Genomic DNA, 18072 nt, shown 5'->3' with positions numbered 1-18072 from the left:
TTACGAAATTCTAAACTTTCAGCATTTTGAAATTATCTATTGCTGTTATCGTTACGAAATCAACCTAAAATTCTCCACTTTTTTTCCTTCCAAATGTTTTTCCCAGCGTTCTAAAACGGGTTGTTCCAGTTTAAATTCACGGTATTCATCAGGAGACATAATCGGTATTCCGCTGATGATGGGGTATACTCTTTTACAGTCGTCACAGATGAGTAAACCTTCCATAATGTTTTCAGTTTCATCCTGTGAAATGATCGTTAAATTTAAATCTGATTTGTCAAACGGACAACATAATTTTTCTATGGTTTTTATTCTCATTGTTTTACTTTTTAATTTTTTGTTGATATTCTTTAATGGCCTGTGACGGATTTCCTGCACTCATAATTCCTGAGACAATAGCGATTCCATCATAATTCAAATCGCCTAAATTTTCAATTGTATTTAAATCAATTCCTCCGGCAAGAAAAATTTTTCCATTGAAAATACTTTTTGCTTTCTGAATAGTTTCAAAGCTGACCAGTTCACAGCTGTTCGCCGTTTTTGACGGAAACATCGAGCAGAAAGAAATGTAATCGAACTGATGTTTTTCCGCATACTCAATAGTTGCCAAGTCATTGTTGCAGGTAATTCCTACAAGGAAATCACGGCTGATTTCTTTTTTGATATGATTGAAGTTTTCAGGAATTTCATCGAAATGAACTCCGTCCAGAGGAATTTGTTTTAAAATTTCCCAGCGGTTATTGATGAGTAAAGGAATGTTGTGTAAAGAAGTTTTTGCAGAAATTTTTGAAACCAGCTCCTCAATTTTTTCATTTTCTTTAAAATGGTCCCAAATCTGAATCGCCGATATTTTTTCGTTTAAAATTACATTTAATTTAGCTAAAAGAATCTCTTCATCCATCGAAGGATCAATGATCAAGTAAATTCCGGATTGGATGGTTTCCTTTTTCATTATTTCCAGCCGTTTTTATAAGCATTAAAAAAAGCTTTCCAGTAAGGATCTTCTTCAAAATAAATTATATCATTTGCTTTTTCATTTTCAATTAATTTAATTCCCGAAGATTTTTCTGTAATTGTTCCCACTTCTGTGCAGGGAATATGATTCGCTTCCAATCTCGAAATAATTTCCGAAGCTTTCTCTTTTTTACAGGTGATAATCATCGAACCCGCACCAATACAATATCTCGGATCTAGCGAAAACAGATGACAGACCGCAGACTGAACTTCGCCGATTGGAAGTTTGTCATTAAAAATTTTAGCACCATTATCTGATGCAACCGCCAATTCGTAAATAGCTCCCAAAACGCCACCTTCTGTCACATCGTGCATTGCTGTTACACCTGAGTTTTCAATCTGTGCCGCAGTCAAAGCATCTCTCAAAGATGAGGTTTCATAAAACGAAGCTGAGGCAGAATAGTAAAACTCTTTACCCATTTTATTTCTCACCGTTTCCGGAAAACTCATCGCAAGAATTGCAGCAGATGAAAGTGCACTGGTTTTAGTCACTAAAATTACATCACCAACGTCTGCATATTTTGAAACAAGAATTTCTTCTTTCGGAGCAATGGTTATAAAAGTTCCGCCGCCCGCAATAGTAGAATTCTGTCCTTCGATAAAGCCTGTATGTCCGCCGGTAATGCTCACGCCAATGTCTTTACAGAATTGATGAATGTAATTCCAATAGATTTCAAAATCATTTTTAGAAAGTTGAGCAGGAAGATTCAAAACAAACTGCCCGAACATCGGGGCGAAACCCGTTGTCGCCATATCGTTCGCCATAAGATGTACCGACAGCCAAGCAGATTCCTCCAAACCTAAAGAAGGAATCAAAGACAGTGGATCACTCGTCAAAGCCATCGCTTTTCCGCCATGAAGATCAACTACTGAAACGTCGACGCCAAACTCAGGACCGACACGGACTTCATCACGTTTTTTTCCGCAACGGTTTTTAAGGAAATCTTCAAATTGAGCATGATTTATTTTACCTAATGTCTCACTCATTCCACATCATTTAGTTGAATGTAAAGTCCAAAGAAATCACCTACAGGAATATTCCATTGTTGAACGGGAAACCATTTCGGAAGTCCGGTGCAAGTCCATTCTATTGTATACTTTCTACCAACCAGAGCTTTTTCGATAATCTCAGTCAGCATTTTTGGAGTATAAAAAGTTGCGGTTACATAAAAAGGATTCTTTCCAAACAACTGCTGCACGCGTCGTCGGGCAACCTTTGGCGAATTTCTGTTCATCATTCCCATTGCGATTCCATACTTGGCTACACGGGCTGATTCTCTGATAACTTTTACGGGATCTTTATAATATTCAAATGTTGTGATGAATGCCAATGAATCGAAAGTGTGATCTTTGAAAGGCATAAAGTGTGAGTCTGCCATCACCAGATCACCTTCAAACAAATGAACCGCCTGTGATAACATTAATGGCGAAATATCTCCGCCTGTTGCTTCAATTCCTATATTTTTCCACCAGCGTGTAAATCGGGTAGTGCCACAACCGAATTCTAACAATGTTTTTACTCGTTGATCACTGGAAACAAGCTGCTCCATTACTTTTTTCTGCCAGATTTCGGCACGTTTGTATCGGCCTTCGTACCACAATTCGTAGGTGTCGGTATGTTCGCGATTGAAAAACCATTCAGGTCTTCCTTGCCAGTTTTTGTCTTGGTGAGGGATAAGTTCTCCGGAATACTTTGTTACTTCCATTTTATTTTATGTTGATTTATTCAGTTCAGACCACAGATAAGCATGTGAACGAATAAAGCATAAAATGAAAATATTTTAAGCAGACATCCCTACGTTGGCATTATCCAAATCAGGTCATCGGGTATGATCTCAGCCCTGCGGCACCCCGTGTATTTATTACTAAACAAATATAAGGAAAAAGTGGGAAGGTAAAAATAAAAAGAGCCAAGTAAAAAGTAAAAGTTCGTGATCTTATAGAAAGTGTTGGTATTTATATTTTGTCGGTTCAATATGAATAGCCGTGGGTGGGACCCATGTACAATAAGAAGGGGATGTATATTTGTCGGAATTTTACAGAACCATGAAGTGCTTCAATTTAAAAACCCATTGAAAAACAGATCAAATCTTACTTTCAACCGTAATCTTCATCTACATTTTAAAAACTCGCTTTCACCTGCATACTTCCAATATGAATCGTACGGTCGCCCGAGTTTCTTCCTTCATAATTGAGATTTAACTGTAAGAAAGAATTGATAGCCTGCTGTACGAAAACACTCCAAACCTGGTTTTTCCCAGGTTTTAAGCCATCAAGCATTTGGTTTCCTACGATGCTGAAGTTGTTTCCGGTAAAATCATTGTTAATGAAAGAGAAGTTTCCTCTGATGGAAGTTTTCTTACGCTCCCACTGAATCGTTCCGGTGATGTCAAAAGCTTTCAGAAGTTCTTCACCGTCCACCCTTTTCTTTTCGCGGTAAGCGGATGAAAATTCAGCCTGTATGGCGTCTGTAAATTTATAAGTCGCTTTTGGTTTTGTCTCGAAATTATTTAGTCGATAATCTCTCGTAGCAAAAAGCTGAGAAGAATTTTGCAAATCATGAACTGAGTTTTCCCAGTCGACTCTGAATTCTTTATTAAACCAATATCCAAGATTCACGAAATGTGAGGTCTGATTTCTTTCTTCATTGCTGAAATTGGCATTGATGAGGTTGTCATTGGCGATGAAACGGTAGTTTCCGTTCCAGCCTGATTTTTCGGTTGGATTAAATTGAACGGAAGCCAAAATATTCTGATTCTTAAGAATCTGATCGTCACTTTTCTCGAAAGGATTTAGAACTAAAACTTTATCTCTTTTGAAATATGAGTTTTGTGAATTTAATGAAACATTAAAATTCCAGCGTTTTAAAAATTTATTTTCAGAGTTGAAAACTATCGCAGGATTAACGAATAATGCTAACTGCAGTTTGTTTTTATTGGAAGGAATGTACCGAACTGAATTGGTGTAAATCCTGATATACTGTGCCAAATCGGAATATTCTGCAATTTCAAATTCATCCAGCTGTTGAATGCCGTCGCCGTTGTAGTCAGTCCATTTATAAATACCCTGCCCGTCGGTCACTTTGATGTATTGAAATTCACGCTGTGCTTCCTGCCCGTTTCCTAGCTCATAGAACGCCTGCAATCGCATTCCGTTTTTAAACAACTGTTGATTGTACAAGAGGTTTCCAACCACAAAATCTTTATTTTGATTCATGTCTACATCTTCATTTTTGTAAAAGAATTTTCTATAATGAATGAGTGCATTCAAGGTAGTTTTCTCTGTCTTGATCAGCTGGCTTTCTGCCATGAAACCTAAAATTCTGTTCATGTTCTGAAGTCGGTTTTCACGCACCGAGTCATTATCTCTGACATACATTTTAGCCAATAGTTTTGTTCGGGTACTGTCACCGATTTTCTTTTGTACAAAAAGTTCTTTCCAGCTGAAACTGGTAACATCCATCAGTTGAGTTGCATTAAATTTCTTTTCGTTATGCTCCATGCTTCCGCCCAGTGCCCAGCTGCCTTTTTGCCCGGTGTATTCTGACGAGGCACCGCCACGTATGAATTTAGTATCCTGCAATGTTGCATTGGTATCAAGGTAAGATAAGTTTCCTTTGGTCAGGAATTTTCCTTTGATCCAGCTGAAGTCTAAATCGTTTTTAATTCCTTTATAAGAATCTTGTTCATCAAGATAGTTAACACGGTAATTTAAAGCTGATTTGTTATTCCATTTATTAAGGAAGTTAAAGATAAATCTGTTTTGCGTTTTACCGCTGAATTCCTGTGCTAAGTTGAAGTCTCGTGAGAATTCTACGTCATTAATACGATCTAGGATATGAAACTGTTTGTCGATGTATTGATATTCAAAGCTTGGGGTTCCTTTCCAGCTGTTTTTTGTAAATGTTTTGTTCCCATAAATTCTTGCGGCGTAACCTAAATTCTGATCAGAATCTTTTGAAGAAAATAAATTTAGGTCATAATTGCTTAAAGAAACATCTGCACCTACCTTTCCGTCTTTCAGTAAATATTCTGAATTCATCGTGTAGACCTGTGCTTTTTGCGGCGAAGGCAGTTTTCTTACAGCTCTGTAATCTCCTAAATTAGGACCTACGTACTCAAAAACACGTCCATTATTGGTGGTTTGTGTCAATTTGTAATCTCCTAAATTGGCTCCGAAATAGGTGAATGAAACCTGATATAAAGTTTGACTGGCATCCGTTGAAAACTGATAGTGATTTCCATTGCTATCCTGCACAATACTGTAGAGAATTTTATTAACATCATATTCTGCAACCACGCCGGAAGGAGCATACATCATGTTGGGATCGTTTCCTGCGTCTGCCAAAATCTGCTCGTCTTCTTTAGATAAATTTAAAGCTAACGGTGCATTTTTATTGTCGTTTTCCATGAACCAGTTTAATCCGATTCTGAATTTCTCACGCTGATGCTGAAGTTTTCCTGTAAATAGATATCGCGAATAGTTTCGGTTGGTGTAATTAAATGAAATGGTAATAAAATTCTGCTGGAAAATAGGACGAAAACTGGTGAAGGTAACCTCTCCTGTATTGTAGTTGATTACATAATCCTGATTTTCGCCACGTTTCATCAGAATACCATCAATAAAAACCTGCTCCGATCCTGAAATCAAAGTAATAAACTGTTCACCATTCTTCCCAGTCAGACGGTAAGGTCCCTGATTTCCTTCCACACCCTGAAAACGGATTCTGTGAAATTCACTTCGAGCCACACCCAAAGAAACATCAACAAAAGTTTTGTTTTCGGTCCCGAACTGTGTCTGAAACTGAAGTCCCATGCTTCGACGCTGATATTTGGCAAAATAATTCTTATCATCAACAAGATCAAGATGCCCCGCTCTCAGAATAGATTTATCCTTAATATTAAGCTGCATGTAAATCTTGTCAAATTCTTCCAGCGTCTGCGTGTATCCATCTGCTTGAATGGGTAAATTGTGATCTGAGATACTAGCTAACACCGTGACGTCTTTTGATAATCTTCCCGAGATTTGCAAATCCATTGAACTCTGCACGGATTGTCCCTGATTGTTACCGAAAGTAATTCCACGGATGATCGAACCTTTAGAATTTAATTCGCCCAAGAAACGCTTTTTATCATTTCGTGCTAATACGGCTTCGTCAACAATAATTCTGTTACTTGTCTTTACAAAATCCATTGTGTCCTTTGCGAATATATCCTGTTCAAGCCTTGCAGCAAGAATACTGTCTTTCTTGATGCTATCCTGGGGGATGTTGGGATTTTTCCACGAAAAAATTTGAGCATTATTCAGAGATAAGCCCATTATAAAAAGGAGAAAAATCAGAACAGAATTCCGCAATTTTTTGAAAATAAATGGTAAAAATAACTAAAAAATGTGAATGGTTGTGGATTTAGAATGATTAACAATAACTTCATCTGAATATTGTATCTGATATAAAATTTATCGTCATTTTACTCTTTAAATTATGAGTAATCTAAAATATAAATTCAGGTTAAATTTTTGCAGTTTTTCGAAGAGTTGATGACGATACTTTTACAGTAACTTATTTTGTTGATCAGGTAATCTGCTGTTATATATTTAGTTATAGTTTTTTTAATTTTCTTTTGTGATGTAAAGTGGTCTTATTTTTGTTTTTTTTGGTGAATTAATCACTCACAAAAATATTATCATGAAAAAGATTTTTACTTTTATCGGAGTCATTTCGGTAGCAGCATTTTCTAATGCTCAGATTGTCATCAATGAGATATATGGAGGGGGCGGAAATTCAGGGGCGACGTTGAAAAATGATTTTATAGAACTGAAAAATATAGGATCTTCTGTAGCGTCTCTTAATGGTGCAACCATTCAGTATGCTCCTGCGACTGGTGCTTTCACTCAGTATCACACATTGCCCAATATTACCTTGAATCCTGGACAGGCCTATCTTATTCAGGAAGCAACTGGAGGAGGTGGAACAGTTGATTTACCCAGTCCCAATTTTATTGCAACCACAATAATTAATTTCAACGGGACACCAAATCCATCTCTAGGAATAGGTATTGCCATGACATCAGGAAAGATTGTTCTTGCCAGTAATACAACGCAGGTTACAGGTCCTACTGCATCCAATGTGATAGATTTTGTAGGCTACGGGACAGTGGATCAGTTTGAAGGTGCAGGTGCAGCTCCGTCACCCACAACACTTACGTCTATTACAAGGATTTCTGGCGATACCAACAATAATGTAGTTGATTTCATGATTGCCACCGCCTCACCCGGAACGGGAACGCTTGCCGTTGCTGATGTCAATTTGCAATCTGTTGCATTTAATTTTATTAAAAATTCATTTGTTACAGATAATGAAATCATCTTTAGCCGAAACGTGCGAAATGTAAAAATATACAATAGCTTAGGTGCAGTAGTGAAAATGTCTTCTCAAAAAGATAGCACTGCAATGGATATATCTGATTTAGCGAGCGGCAATTATATCGTAACAGGAACTGTAAACAATCAGCAGGTTTCTCAGAAAATTTTAAAAGATTAAGAAATGGTTTTGTGTATGAACAGCTGCCTGGTGCAGCTGTTTTATTTTAATACCATCCTCTTCTTGCAGCATTGATGATGGTGCTTAAATTCAAAATCAAAGTGTATCTGATGCGTTTTCCATAATCTTTAAAACCAGGCTCGAATCCTAATGAAGACTGTACCGGAAAATAGATCTCAAGAAAATCAGGAATTACTCTCACTTTTACACCGCTGTCCCAGATAAATTGAGTAGGATTATTTTTATTCTTATACAATCCTGCATCCGCATAAATATGGAAAATTTTCCAAACGCTGGTGTCAACATTGAGTGAGGTGATAAACTGGTTAACTGTTCCAGGAATGAATGACTTAAAACCGCCGTCAGCCAATATAAACTGCTGAGATAAAATCCCGCCCGTCGCACTTTGACCCAAAAGGTTGTAGGAAAAAGAGTAATCAGAAACTCTGGAAATACCGTAGTCAAATGTATTGTTTCGGGTTTCGTTTCTTGCAAAATATCCGGCAAATAATCTTAAACTTAACTTCTGTCTTGGTGCGAATTCCCACCTGTAAAAGGCTTCTCCGGTGATTTTGTTAAAATCATGCATCGCCTGAGTGCTGATGCTGAAGCTCTTCTCGTGAATCATTTGATTATCTGCATAGCCATATCCCAATGCCCACAGATTGTATTTGTCGTAGTCGCGGTTAGCGATCATCTTTGGATTCAGATCTCTTTGAAAATAATTATAAGAAAAACTGGCGCCCCTGCTCACAGTACTTCTCGGATTTTTTCTGAAACTTATATTTGAATATAAAGATGCTTTTCTGTAAGCTAAATCGTAGTCATAATGAAAATAAGACCCAGATATCCCAAAAGTCAGACTTTGGATAATGCTTTCAGCAGGAAGGAAAGAGTAGGCAACTGCGCCTGAACCAGTTATTTTTCCGGTTCCGGTACTGAAAGATGGCGTGATGGAATATAAAAATTTCTGATCAAACAGTGATTGGTTTTTAAAATTAATTCCGATTAAAAACTTATCGTAGGTATTGGTAAATTTGATTCTTGGATTTAGATAAATTTCATTGAATTCGGGATTAGGAATATCTTTGATGAGTTTAAACTTAATTTTCTTGGAATTTGAAAATAAACCTTTTGTATACAAAAAGTTATCTCTGTAATTAGCCTCAGGGAAAATATAGTCATCATTCAGAGTGATCTTATAGATGTTTTCTCCAGGAATATTGACGGTTTTGAACTTCTGATTTTCCTCAGTTTCTATCCAGTAAGATTTTCTCTCACCATTGCGGGTTTGTGTTTCTAATTTTACAGGAATGGCATCTGATGTATTCTTTGCAATCCTGATTTCAAGAGAATCATTTTTAACTTTAAAGTTTTTCAGTCTAAAATTAACCCTTTTTTTGTGTTTTAAAAACTCCGTCAGATAATCTGTTTTCGGTTCTTTTTCAGACAGCTGCTTCAAAAAATCTTCAGGATTAACCTGCTGGTCTCTGTTTTCTTCAATGTATTTTTTTACCAATTCATTGAAGTTTGCTTCACCCATCTTATTGGCAGAAAAACTGAAGAGACTTCCGGTTTCGAAACTGCTGATCGCCATATCGTTGAAATTGCTAAGTGCTCCGAATGGCTCATCGATTTTCTGATCAAGATTCTGAGACATGATGTACTGATAGGCCAAACCATAACGGTCAAGCAGTTTTACATCCGAAGCATGGAACCATTTCAAAGGTTTAATTCCTATAATGCTGGTTTCAGGAAGATTGCCCAAAAGTTTGGTTTCACCGTAGAATTTTTTTAGATACTGAATTTCCAGATAAGATTTCAGTCCGTTTTTGAACCAGTGATGATCCTGTTTATCGGTGATTACACTCTCATCTAAAATTTTCTTGGTAATAATTCCGAAATAATCGAGGTCAACTTTTTCAGCATCAGTGAAGAGTTTAAATTTAAATTTCCAAAAACTGATATCATTGTTCCCGAAAAAATCTTCCTTAGCTCTGAATTTATCTGAAATGAAAAGTCTGTCAGGGATAAAACCAATTTTTTCTCTGATAAACTTCAAATGCAACGGTAGGAAAAATTCTAAATTGCGAATTTCCTGTGGACTGATATTATATCCGAACTTTATTTCGGTATGAATGTTATCTGAATTGACGTGGATTGTGGGAAATTTATTTTGCGAAATAATAAATTCAGGATCAGAATCTGAGTATCCATTAAAAGTATTTGTGGCAGTTTGCTGAAGATTACCTTCCATGAAATAATTCACTGGAATGTCAAACTTAAATTTCCAATGCGTGTTAAAATTCACCGATTCTTCGATGTCATGGTAATTTCTTTTAGAAATATTGTCCGGATCAAAATGATCCGGAACAATAAAGAAATATTTTAAAGCAATATTGGTATCTGAAGTTCCGTATCCTGTAAATTTTTTATCAGGAAGCTGAATCTGATATTGCAACTGTAATTTAATACTTTCACCGGCCTGTAAAGGCTGGTTCATAACAAAAAATAAATTTTCTTCAGAAACATTACTGGAAGAGACGTGCTGGCCCCTTTCGCTGCTGATTGTGAAGTCTGAGATTTCACCTAATGCTTCAGGTTTTGCAAAATGGAGACTGCTATTTCGGTCTTCCAGTTTTCGGTAGACCAAAGAAGTTCCTCTTTTGTTGTACGCTGCTGCCCAATTGAGAAGTTTGATGCTGTCTAAAGGTTTTGCAGAATGATTATGATAAATAATTTCCTGCTTTACCTCAAGTATTTTATTGCCCTGGGAAAGCTTTGCATCTACAAAGATGCTGTCTTTTTGTGCAGAAACCTGCACAACTCCCCAAAACAGAATAAAACAAATACTAAACTTTTTCAATTTGATGATAAAGCATCAAATATAACTTATTTTAAGTATAATATAGATGATTTAACTACTGAATTGCTTTTTTTTCTAAAGAATTCAAATAAGCTTTCCAACCTTCGTTTTTGTATGTTTTAGCGGCTTCTGCAGGATCTTCAGATTTGTAAATTCCTCTACCCACGATAATGAAATCTGTATGAAGGGTTTTGAACACATGATCCGGCGTATTGTACTGCTGACCTTTTCCGTCACCGGAATCTGCTAAATTTACACCTGGCGTGAATAAAAGCATCTCGTCTGGAAGTACATTTTGAGAAACCCCACCAATAACGTTCGGGTGAGATTGTGCAACTTTTAGAGCTTCTTCTCTGTAGCTATTGGTCGTTAATGTTCCCTTTGAAGACATTCCGATGATAGCAACAACACCCACGTTTTTGAAGCAGTCTAAAGATTCAAAACCTCCGATTACCTGAGAAGTAACGAAATCTGCCCATTCTGTAATTTTGAAAACTCCGCTGGTAAACTGAAGTTCTTGCGTATTCCCAATGTCTGCAAATTTTCTGTCCTCCATCAATAAAAACTTATGCTTTACTGCTAATTCCTTCAAAGGAACAATTGTATTTTGATAATCAAAATCAGAAATAATATCGATGTGAGTTTTTAAAGCAATAATGTTTGGGCCTACTTTTTCTGCCAATTCCAGCAGTTCTTGAGTAGTAGTAACATCGGCAGAAGCAATTAAGTTTGATTCTTTTGCCAAAGCGGTTTCCAATAATTTTTTTGAAACAGAATGCTGTGCAGATTCAAATTTTTCCTGATAAGAAAGTCTCACTTTCTCTTCAAACTGAATGTGATTTCCTGCCAGAAAATCCTGAATTCTTTTTACTTCATCATCAGAAAGTTCACCTTCTTCCTGAAGAATCGAACAGACTTCTGAAATATTGAAAAGCGTGTGAACTCTGTATCCTTTGCTTTCAAGAAGCTGTTTCCCGCCTTGTTCTCTGTCTAAGACAACCACGATATCAGCAACTTTAAGGTCTTCCTGCTCAACTTCGGCTATAGTTTCTATCAAAGATTTTCCTGAGGTGATCACGTCTTCTACCAAAAGACAGTTTTGTCCTTTCTGGTAAATGCCCTCAATTAATTTTTTTGTGCCGTAGTTTTTAGCCTCTTTTCTCTTAATAATTAATGGAATGTAGCTTTCAAGAGACATCGCAGTCGCCATTGGAAGTGCAGCGTAAGGAACTCCGCAGATCAGATCGAAATTATCAAGAGGAAGCATTTCCAATAAATAATTTGCTAAATTTTTCAAAATTTTAGGATCTGAAGCCAAAGGTCTTAAATCTACATAAAACGGACTTTCAATTCCACTTTTCAATGTAAATCTTCCGAATTTGATGATGCCCAGCTTATAGCACTCTAAAAAGAATTCTTTTTTACTTTCCATTATTTTTTATTAGATGGTACAAATTTAATGATTTGAAGTGATGCCCGAAAATTTATCATCAATTTCTCATTGAAAATGATTCGCTATTAATGTCGAGAAATTGTTTTTATCTTTAATCGTAAATTATCTTGTCTGAATTTTTTATAAAACACTGATGTTAGAAAAGTTTATTAATTTCAAAATAGAATTCAAATTACTGCTGCTTCTTATTATTGTATTTATTTTTACAACAATTATAGGAACCGTTTCGCATGAATGCGGTCACTTTATTGGCGCAAAAATAATCGGATTTAATGCCAAGGTTCATTATGGTTACACAAGCATCATCTATGATGGTGATTTAAGAGGGAAAGATCAATTTGATCGATTTGTTTTTACTTTAGGCGGGCCAGTTCAGACAATGTTCACGGGAACTGCAGGTTTGATGTTGTTATTTGTGTTTAAGAAGAGTAATCCTGTTTCCTCAATAAATCTAAAACAATGGTTTTTTATTTTCTTATCTCTTTTTTGGTTAAGACAAACGGCTAATTTCGCAACATGGATTATTGGATATCTTGTAAACGATAAATTATCATTGCGTGGTGATGAAATTAAACTAGCTCAATATTTACAATTGCCTTTGTGGTCAATTATTTTACCAACTGCTTTAGTTGGTTGTATTGTCGCTATCATTGTCATATTTAAATTTGTGCCACTGCATCAAAGATTTACATTCGTTGTTGCCGGACTGATCGGAGGATTTTCCGGATATATTCTTTGGCTGGAAATTTTCGGTAAAATGATTATGCCGTGATAGGGTTTCGCAAAAAAACCATTCGTAGAAGAATGGTTTTGATTTTATTTTATGATTTCAGCGTCAATAATTTTAGAGCCTTCGGTGCTGTACTTTCTTTCAGCTTCCCAAAGCAGAAATTTGTCGACTTCTTTGATGAGTTTAGGTATTGCTAAGGATAAAACAGCCAAATCATCTAAAACTCCTGCGACAATGATGAAATCAGGAATGATATCTATAGGAGAGAGTACATAAAGTAAACCTATCAAAGGTAAAATTAGATTCATAGATTTTACAGGATATTCTCCTTTCCTCCACATATTGACCATTCTGAATATGTCCGGAATTTTTTTCATAAAGCCTTTATGGCTGATGGCTTCCTTAGCTAAATTAAGTTTTGAATATTTCATTTTGTGTTTGTTTTTAAAATAATTTCAATACTGTATATTTCGCAAATTCTGTACCAAGTAATTATAAATTTAAGTTAAAACTTATTTGATGATATTGTCTATAAACTGGTGAATGGACTCTGAATCCCAGTCTGTTGCTGCATCTTCTTTGATCAGGATTCTTCCGTTTTCGTCAAGTAGAAATGTTGTAGGGAAAACTTTTGGAAGAATTTTTTCAGAGATAGGACTTTGTGCAATATATACAGGAACGGTATAATTGTTTTCCTTAAGAAATTTTCGCACAGCAGGCTCTTGGTCTTCCATAGCGATTAAAACAAAATCTACCTGATCTTTTCTTCTTTCATAAAGTCTTTGAATAGAAGGCCATTCTTTCCTGCAAGGCGGACACCAAGTTCCCCAAAAATTTAGAAAAACAGGTTTGTTTCTGAAGTTTTTCATATTGGTACTCGGAACATTGATTCCCTGAAGATCTATGTCGTAGTCATCTGCTTCAATGTGTACAGCCTTTTCTATCGTAGCCACCGGGAAAAACATATCTTTCAGAGAGTTTCTGATATCCGGGACAAGAAATACTGCTCCCAAAACGACGAGTACAATGACGTATATGATTAATCTTTTCATAATAATTCTAAAATTTCCTGAATTGAGTCTTTTCCTCTGTTTCTTGAGTAATAAACCTGAAGATCATTATAAAAGAGTTCTTTGGGATACTCTTCAGGATTTGCTTTATATTTCAGTAATAAATCATAACCAAACTTTGGTCTTGGTCCCCAAGAATTTTTAACATTAAAATCTTTGTCTAAAATAATAACTTTCGGGATAGACTGTGTGCCGTTGGTCTGAAATTGATCAATAAGGCTGCTGTCGCTGTCTCTCAGGAAAATTTTAACTTCATTCTGACCTTCGAAAAACTTTACCAAAGCAGGAACGGTTGCACTCGCATCACCACACCATGCTTCAGAAATGATCAGAATTTTTCCGTCGAAGTTTTTCGTTTTCAGCTCATTGATCTGTTCCTCATCGATCACAAACTTTTTCACTGTCCTGTCCATTCTCTGGATGCCGAGTTCGTAATAAGGTTTGTATTCAAGATCTTTGGTGTTATCAGGGTTGTTCAGTCGCTGATGGGCAATTTGAAGATACTCGTCGAAGTTTATGGCTTTGTCCCAGTAATTTTGCATTACTAAAATATTTATATTTAAAATTGATGTAAATTTCTTGTTTTATTGATCAGAAAAAGGTCGGCCAACACAAATGCCGCCAAGCTTTCCACTACGGGTACCGCTCTTGGAACCACGCACGGGTCATGTCTCCCTTTTCCTTCTACCGTAACGGCATTTCCGTCTTTATCAACGCTGTCTTGAGGTCTTAAAATAGTTGCTACCGGTTTGAAAGCTACTCTAAAATAAATATCCATTCCGTTTGAAATTCCCCCTTGGATTCCCCCGGAAAGGTTTGATTTGGTAGTGAAATCGGTGTTGAATGCATCATTGTGCTCACTTCCGGTCATTTTTGCACCGCAGAAACCGCTGCCGTATTCAAAACCTTTACAGGCGTTGATGTTGAGCATTGCTTTTGCTAGTTCTGCCTGTAATTTAGAAAAAACAGGTTCGCCAATTCCAACTGGAACGTTTTTGATAACGCAGGTAATGGTTCCGCCAATCGTGTTGCCTTCTTTTTTAATTTCTTTAATTTTAGAAATCATTTTTTGGGCAGTTTCTGCATCTGGACAACGCACTTCATTGCTTTCTGTTTTAGAGAAATCTAAAGCCTGATAAGGTTTTTTACAAAAAATCTCACCCACAGATGAAACGTAAGCATTGATTTCAATATCTGCTAAAAGCTGTTTTGCTAAAGCTCCTGCTACCACCCAATTGATGGTTTCGCGGGCCGAAGATTTTCCGCCACCACGATAATCTCTGATCCCGAATTTCTGATCGTAGGTAAAATCTGCGTGACTCGGGCGGTATGACTGAGCAATGTGATCGTAATCTTTCGACTTCTGATTTTCATTTTCAATCATAAAACCAATCGGAGTTCCGGTGGTTTTTCCTTCAAAAATTCCTGAGAGAAATTTTACAGTATCACTTTCTTTTCTCTGTGTAACGATAGCCGACTGACCAGGTTTTCTCCGGTCTAATTCGTGCTGGATTTTTTCTAAATCAACTTCCAGACCTGCCGGAAAATTATTGATGATTCCGCCGTAGGCCAAACCGTGACTTTCACCAAAAGTCGTAAGGCTGAGCAGATTCCCTAAAGTATTGAACATAGTACAAAATTACCGAATTTTATTTAGATACTAAAGTCTTTGAATTGATACTATTTATAAGAGTTTTTGATTTTCTCTGTGACGTTTTTGATCTGTTTTTGTTCGGTAGAATTCATTTTTTTTGAAACAAAACCTTTTTGAGGATTATTTTTATCAATCATTTGAGGGAAAACCCCCGCTTTTTGATAATCGAAAACAAAACTTTCAGAAATCGCCGGAATGGGGGTGTCAAAATTGAAAGGGTATTTCTCTGAGACATTAAACTTTAGATTTCCGGTTTCAAATGAATTGTACCTTTTGTATTGATATATGGAGGGTTTGTAAAGTTGTTTTAATTCAAACTGCCCCATCATGGATGACATTCTGTAACTGGGAATTAATGTTGAAACTACTGATGGAAATGAAATAAAAGCGATGAAGATAATGCTTAAAATAGAGTAGATGATAATTGATTTTTTTTCATTAAAATATGTAAAGGTCATCATGAAAATTACGACGAAAAATACATCAATAAAAAATCTATACTGTGCTGAAAATATTAAAACTAAAATGCTTTTTACAATTAATGAGATACAAATGAAGGTAATGATTTTATTTTTTTTAAGGAAAGTGAAAATGGTGAAAACGGCTAAACTTATAATAAATAAAATATTAATGAAAGATTTGATGCCATCTAAAAAAAGCCAGTTTTTAACGTAGTCTAATACCGAAAATTGCTGAATCTGCAAGTAAGAATATTGATTGTCGAAGGTTTTAAGAACGGCATATTCAGATGAGGATTTTAGTAATTCAGCACTCGGCTTCCAGCTAAACCCAAAATCGATAACTGAAACAGGGAAAACAGGATATCCAAAAGTCCAGATATTTTTAAAGCAAAATAAAAAGAGAATGATAATACCCGGGATTAAGGTCTTCCAATGTGACTTAATGATGAACAGCGAAGATAGAAAACTGAGAATGGGCAACCATATCATCGTTGGCTTTAGGGAAAAGACAAATACTGAAAAAGCGAACAACGCAACGGTATTTTTGTTGTGTGCTACCATTTCATGGAGCAGTATTAAAGAGAATACAATCACCGGAAGATCCGGACTTGGAGACTGGGAAAACAGTAGTAAAATAGGAAGGAAACATAATTGAATCCAGTTTTTTTTCTCAATGATATAAAGCAAATAAACAATCAGTAATACCGCATTGATTCTTAAAAAAGGATCAGTGAAATTAGAAAATCCCGCCTGAAAAATATGCCAAATCGACATTTGTCCAAGAACCAAATCGAGATTCGAGATGCCTTTTACCAAACCATATTCTTTCAGCCATTGAATGCTTGGTACGTAATATCCGAAGTGATCTAAAATATAAGGATAAAACGAACTGCAGTAGAGTATCATGGCTATGCTGGCCAACATCAGAAATTTCCTTTTTGCAGGCACCTGATATAATTCTTTGTATAATCTTTCTTTAAAAAAGTAGAATAAGCCAAGCACTAGAGTAGTGACTTCAATAATCAGGTTAAGTGGAAGAAAAAATGCAATTACTGTCCAACTAATGCTAATTCCAAAAATTCCATATATTATTTTGCCTGAAACGCCAGTAAATAATTGATTTTTTGTGATATTTTCAAGGAATTTCCCCCAGCCCAAAAAGGTAGGGATGATGATGACTGAAGTGATAAGAATAAACAGCATAAAAAAGATTGCCTAAAAATAAGCAATCTTTTAATATATTTTTATATGATTTTATTTATTGTGGTTGTACACGACCACTTTTTCTATCTTGTGCTCTACCTAATGTATAACCAGTTGCACCACCAATAATACCACCTACTACAGCACCACCACCACGGTTTTTCTTGTTAACAATAGCTCCCAATGCAGCACCACTGACTACCCCAATGGCAGTACCTTTGGCAGCTTCACTAATTCCTTTTTTCTTGGCTGTTGTTCCTTGTGAAGAACTTCCGCTATTGCTTGCTACACTATTATTAGATGACGAATTATTATCTCTGTACACTGTTCTGGTTTCTCTAATTACCTGAGGTCTGGCTGCTGCCGCGGCAGCTTTTTCTTTCTGAACTTCAGCAATGCTGTCGGTTCTTTTTTGAGCTTCGTATGCGAATCTCTCTTTTTCGATAGCCAATTTCTGTTTTTCTATCTCAAGTTGTCTTGCCTGAAATTCTATTTTTTGTTGTTCGAGCGTCTTTTCTGCAACTTGATCATCTTTCTTACAGGCTGTCAGTGTAATCACCGACACCAGTCCTGCCAATAAAATATTTTTCATAACTCAAATTTTTAAATTGATAAAGCTTTACAGCTTAGTAATGTGGTATGTTCAATTATGAAGCCAAGTTTTAGTTAATGAAATGTTAAAATTTGATAATTCAGTACTGCAGGGTCGTAAGGCGCATTATAAATAGTAAATTTGAATTCCTAATTTAAACATATTATATGCTTACTACATATCGCAACATAGCTCTTACTGAAGGTGTTTCATATCTTATTTTACTTTTCGTTGCAATGCCACTGAAGTATGTATTTGATATTCCGGAGCCGGTAAAATATTTTGGCTGGATACATGGAGTTTTATTTCTTGTATTCATGGTGGTTTTAATTATAGCGACTTTTCAGTATAAATGGAGCTTGAAAAGAGTTTTTATTTACCTTGTTGGATCAGTGTTACCTTTTATTCCTTTTATTTTGGATAAAAAATTAAAAAAAGAGTACAAGAGAAACCTGTAATTCAGTCAAAACAAACCATTGTGTCTGTGC

General features: G+C 36.0%; 16 protein-coding genes and 1 riboswitch. Of the genes, 3 read left to right on the top strand and 13 right to left on the bottom strand.

Going from position 1 to position 18072, the window contains the following annotated elements:
• Positions 1-51: 51 nt before the first annotated feature.
• From AR685_RS13265 to AR685_RS13245, 5 genes are all read right to left on the bottom strand, one after another.
• The gene (locus AR685_RS13265) at positions 52-318 is read right to left on the bottom strand and encodes a Trm112 family protein (RefSeq protein ID WP_047444672.1); all 267 of its coding nucleotides are present in this window, start codon (positions 316-318) and stop codon (positions 52-54) included.
• A gap of 4 nt (positions 319-322) precedes the next feature.
• Positions 323-952, bottom strand: coding sequence for a thiamine phosphate synthase (locus AR685_RS13260; RefSeq protein WP_059124866.1), 630 nt, complete (start codon positions 950-952; stop codon positions 323-325).
• The gene (locus AR685_RS13255; protein ID WP_059124865.1) at positions 952-2001 is read right to left on the bottom strand and encodes an AIR synthase family protein; all 1050 of its coding nucleotides are present in this window, start codon (positions 1999-2001) and stop codon (positions 952-954) included. The genes AR685_RS13260 and AR685_RS13255 overlap by 1 nt, the downstream gene beginning before the upstream one ends.
• Complete coding sequence (locus AR685_RS13250; protein WP_059124864.1) at positions 1998-2720, bottom strand: class I SAM-dependent methyltransferase; 723 nt, start codon at positions 2718-2720, stop codon at positions 1998-2000. Before AR685_RS13250 ends, AR685_RS13255 begins: the two co-directional genes overlap by 4 nt.
• 69 nt (positions 2721-2789) lie before the next feature.
• A riboswitch (TPP riboswitch) is annotated at positions 2790-2878 on the bottom strand.
• 257 nt (positions 2879-3135) lie between these two features.
• The gene (locus AR685_RS13245) at positions 3136-6333 is read right to left on the bottom strand and encodes a hypothetical protein (RefSeq protein WP_059124863.1); all 3198 of its coding nucleotides are present in this window, start codon (positions 6331-6333) and stop codon (positions 3136-3138) included.
• A gap of 367 nt (positions 6334-6700) precedes the next feature.
• Here AR685_RS13245 and AR685_RS13240 point away from each other — a divergent pair, with 367 nt between their 5' ends.
• Positions 6701-7555 carry a lamin tail domain-containing protein gene (locus tag AR685_RS13240; protein ID WP_059124862.1) on the top strand — a complete coding sequence of 285 codons (855 nt, stop codon included), beginning with the start codon at positions 6701-6703 and terminating at the stop codon, positions 7553-7555.
• Between the two features lie 46 nt (positions 7556-7601).
• On the opposite strand, the gene AR685_RS13235 is transcribed toward AR685_RS13240, so the two are convergent.
• Entirely contained in the window at positions 7602-10421 is a 2820-nt protein-coding gene (locus tag AR685_RS13235; RefSeq protein ID WP_228376440.1) for an aminopeptidase, read from the bottom strand.
• A gap of 55 nt (positions 10422-10476) precedes the next feature.
• Positions 10477-11853, bottom strand: a complete 1377-nt coding sequence (gene pyrF, locus AR685_RS13230) for an orotidine-5'-phosphate decarboxylase (RefSeq protein ID WP_047444660.1) — start codon at positions 11851-11853, stop codon at positions 10477-10479.
• Positions 11854-12007: 154 nt separating this feature from the next.
• Here pyrF and AR685_RS13225 point away from each other — a divergent pair, with 154 nt between their 5' ends.
• Positions 12008-12646 carry a hypothetical protein gene (locus AR685_RS13225; protein ID WP_059124861.1) on the top strand — a complete coding sequence of 213 codons (639 nt, stop codon included), beginning with the start codon at positions 12008-12010 and terminating at the stop codon, positions 12644-12646.
• Between the two features lie 44 nt (positions 12647-12690).
• On the opposite strand, the gene AR685_RS13220 is transcribed toward AR685_RS13225, so the two are convergent.
• The 6 genes from AR685_RS13220 to AR685_RS13195 form a co-directional block, all read right to left on the bottom strand.
• The gene (locus tag AR685_RS13220) at positions 12691-13035 is read right to left on the bottom strand and encodes a YkvA family protein (protein WP_047444656.1); all 345 of its coding nucleotides are present in this window, start codon (positions 13033-13035) and stop codon (positions 12691-12693) included.
• An 81-nt stretch (positions 13036-13116) separates the two neighbouring features.
• Positions 13117-13656, bottom strand: coding sequence for a TlpA family protein disulfide reductase (locus AR685_RS13215; protein WP_047444654.1), 540 nt, complete (start codon positions 13654-13656; stop codon positions 13117-13119).
• Positions 13653-14216 carry a thioredoxin family protein gene (locus AR685_RS13210; protein WP_059124860.1) on the bottom strand — a complete coding sequence of 188 codons (564 nt, stop codon included), beginning with the start codon at positions 14214-14216 and terminating at the stop codon, positions 13653-13655. The genes AR685_RS13215 and AR685_RS13210 overlap by 4 nt, the downstream gene beginning before the upstream one ends.
• Positions 14217-14233: 17 nt before the next feature.
• Entirely contained in the window at positions 14234-15304 is a 1071-nt protein-coding gene (gene aroC / locus AR685_RS13205; protein WP_059124859.1) for a chorismate synthase, read from the bottom strand.
• 50 nt (positions 15305-15354) lie between these two features.
• Entirely contained in the window at positions 15355-16992 is a 1638-nt protein-coding gene (locus AR685_RS13200) for an LIC_10190 family membrane protein (protein ID WP_228376439.1), read from the bottom strand.
• A gap of 55 nt (positions 16993-17047) precedes the next feature.
• Positions 17048-17584: a glycine zipper domain-containing protein gene (locus AR685_RS13195; protein WP_047444646.1), complete on the bottom strand. Its 537-nt coding sequence runs from the start codon at positions 17582-17584 to the stop codon at positions 17048-17050.
• Between the two features lie 167 nt (positions 17585-17751).
• Between AR685_RS13195 and AR685_RS13190 the strand changes: the two genes are divergently transcribed.
• Positions 17752-18042, top strand: coding sequence for a DUF3817 domain-containing protein (locus tag AR685_RS13190; protein WP_047444643.1), 291 nt, complete (start codon positions 17752-17754; stop codon positions 18040-18042).
• Positions 18043-18072: the final 30 nt, after the last annotated feature.

It is taken from the genome of Chryseobacterium sp. JAH, from assembly GCF_001507335.1.
Classification (GTDB): Bacteria; Bacteroidota; Bacteroidia; order Flavobacteriales; family Weeksellaceae; genus Chryseobacterium.
This window is presented reverse-complemented; position numbering and strand designations above follow the sequence as displayed.

Excerpts from the sequence above, each read along its gene's own strand:
- AR685_RS13265 (WP_047444672.1), bottom strand. The coding sequence starts at position 318 with ATGAGAATAAAAACCATAGAAAAATTATGTTGTCCGTTTGACAAATCA.
- AR685_RS13260 (WP_059124866.1), bottom strand. The coding sequence starts at position 952 with ATGAAAAAGGAAACCATCCAATCCGGAATTTACTTGATCATTGATCCT.
- AR685_RS13255 (WP_059124865.1), bottom strand. The coding sequence starts at position 2,001 with ATGAGTGAGACATTAGGTAAAATAAATCATGCTCAATTTGAAGATTTC.
- AR685_RS13250 (WP_059124864.1), bottom strand. The coding sequence starts at position 2,720 with ATGGAAGTAACAAAGTATTCCGGAGAACTTATCCCTCACCAAGACAAA.
- AR685_RS13245 (WP_059124863.1), bottom strand. The coding sequence starts at position 6,333 with ATGGGCTTATCTCTGAATAATGCTCAAATTTTTTCGTGGAAAAATCCC.
- AR685_RS13240 (WP_059124862.1), top strand. The coding sequence starts at position 6,701 with ATGAAAAAGATTTTTACTTTTATCGGAGTCATTTCGGTAGCAGCATTT.
- pyrF (WP_047444660.1), bottom strand. The coding sequence starts at position 11,853 with ATGGAAAGTAAAAAAGAATTCTTTTTAGAGTGCTATAAGCTGGGCATC.
- AR685_RS13225 (WP_059124861.1), top strand. The coding sequence starts at position 12,008 with ATGTTAGAAAAGTTTATTAATTTCAAAATAGAATTCAAATTACTGCTG.
- AR685_RS13220 (WP_047444656.1), bottom strand. The coding sequence starts at position 13,035 with ATGAAATATTCAAAACTTAATTTAGCTAAGGAAGCCATCAGCCATAAA.
- AR685_RS13215 (WP_047444654.1), bottom strand. The coding sequence starts at position 13,656 with ATGAAAAGATTAATCATATACGTCATTGTACTCGTCGTTTTGGGAGCA.
- AR685_RS13210 (WP_059124860.1), bottom strand. The coding sequence starts at position 14,216 with ATGCAAAATTACTGGGACAAAGCCATAAACTTCGACGAGTATCTTCAA.
- aroC (WP_059124859.1), bottom strand. The coding sequence starts at position 15,304 with ATGTTCAATACTTTAGGGAATCTGCTCAGCCTTACGACTTTTGGTGAA.
- AR685_RS13200 (WP_228376439.1), bottom strand. The coding sequence starts at position 16,992 with ATGCTGTTTATTCTTATCACTTCAGTCATCATCATCCCTACCTTTTTG.
- AR685_RS13195 (WP_047444646.1), bottom strand. The coding sequence starts at position 17,584 with ATGAAAAATATTTTATTGGCAGGACTGGTGTCGGTGATTACACTGACA.
- AR685_RS13190 (WP_047444643.1), top strand. The coding sequence starts at position 17,752 with ATGCTTACTACATATCGCAACATAGCTCTTACTGAAGGTGTTTCATAT.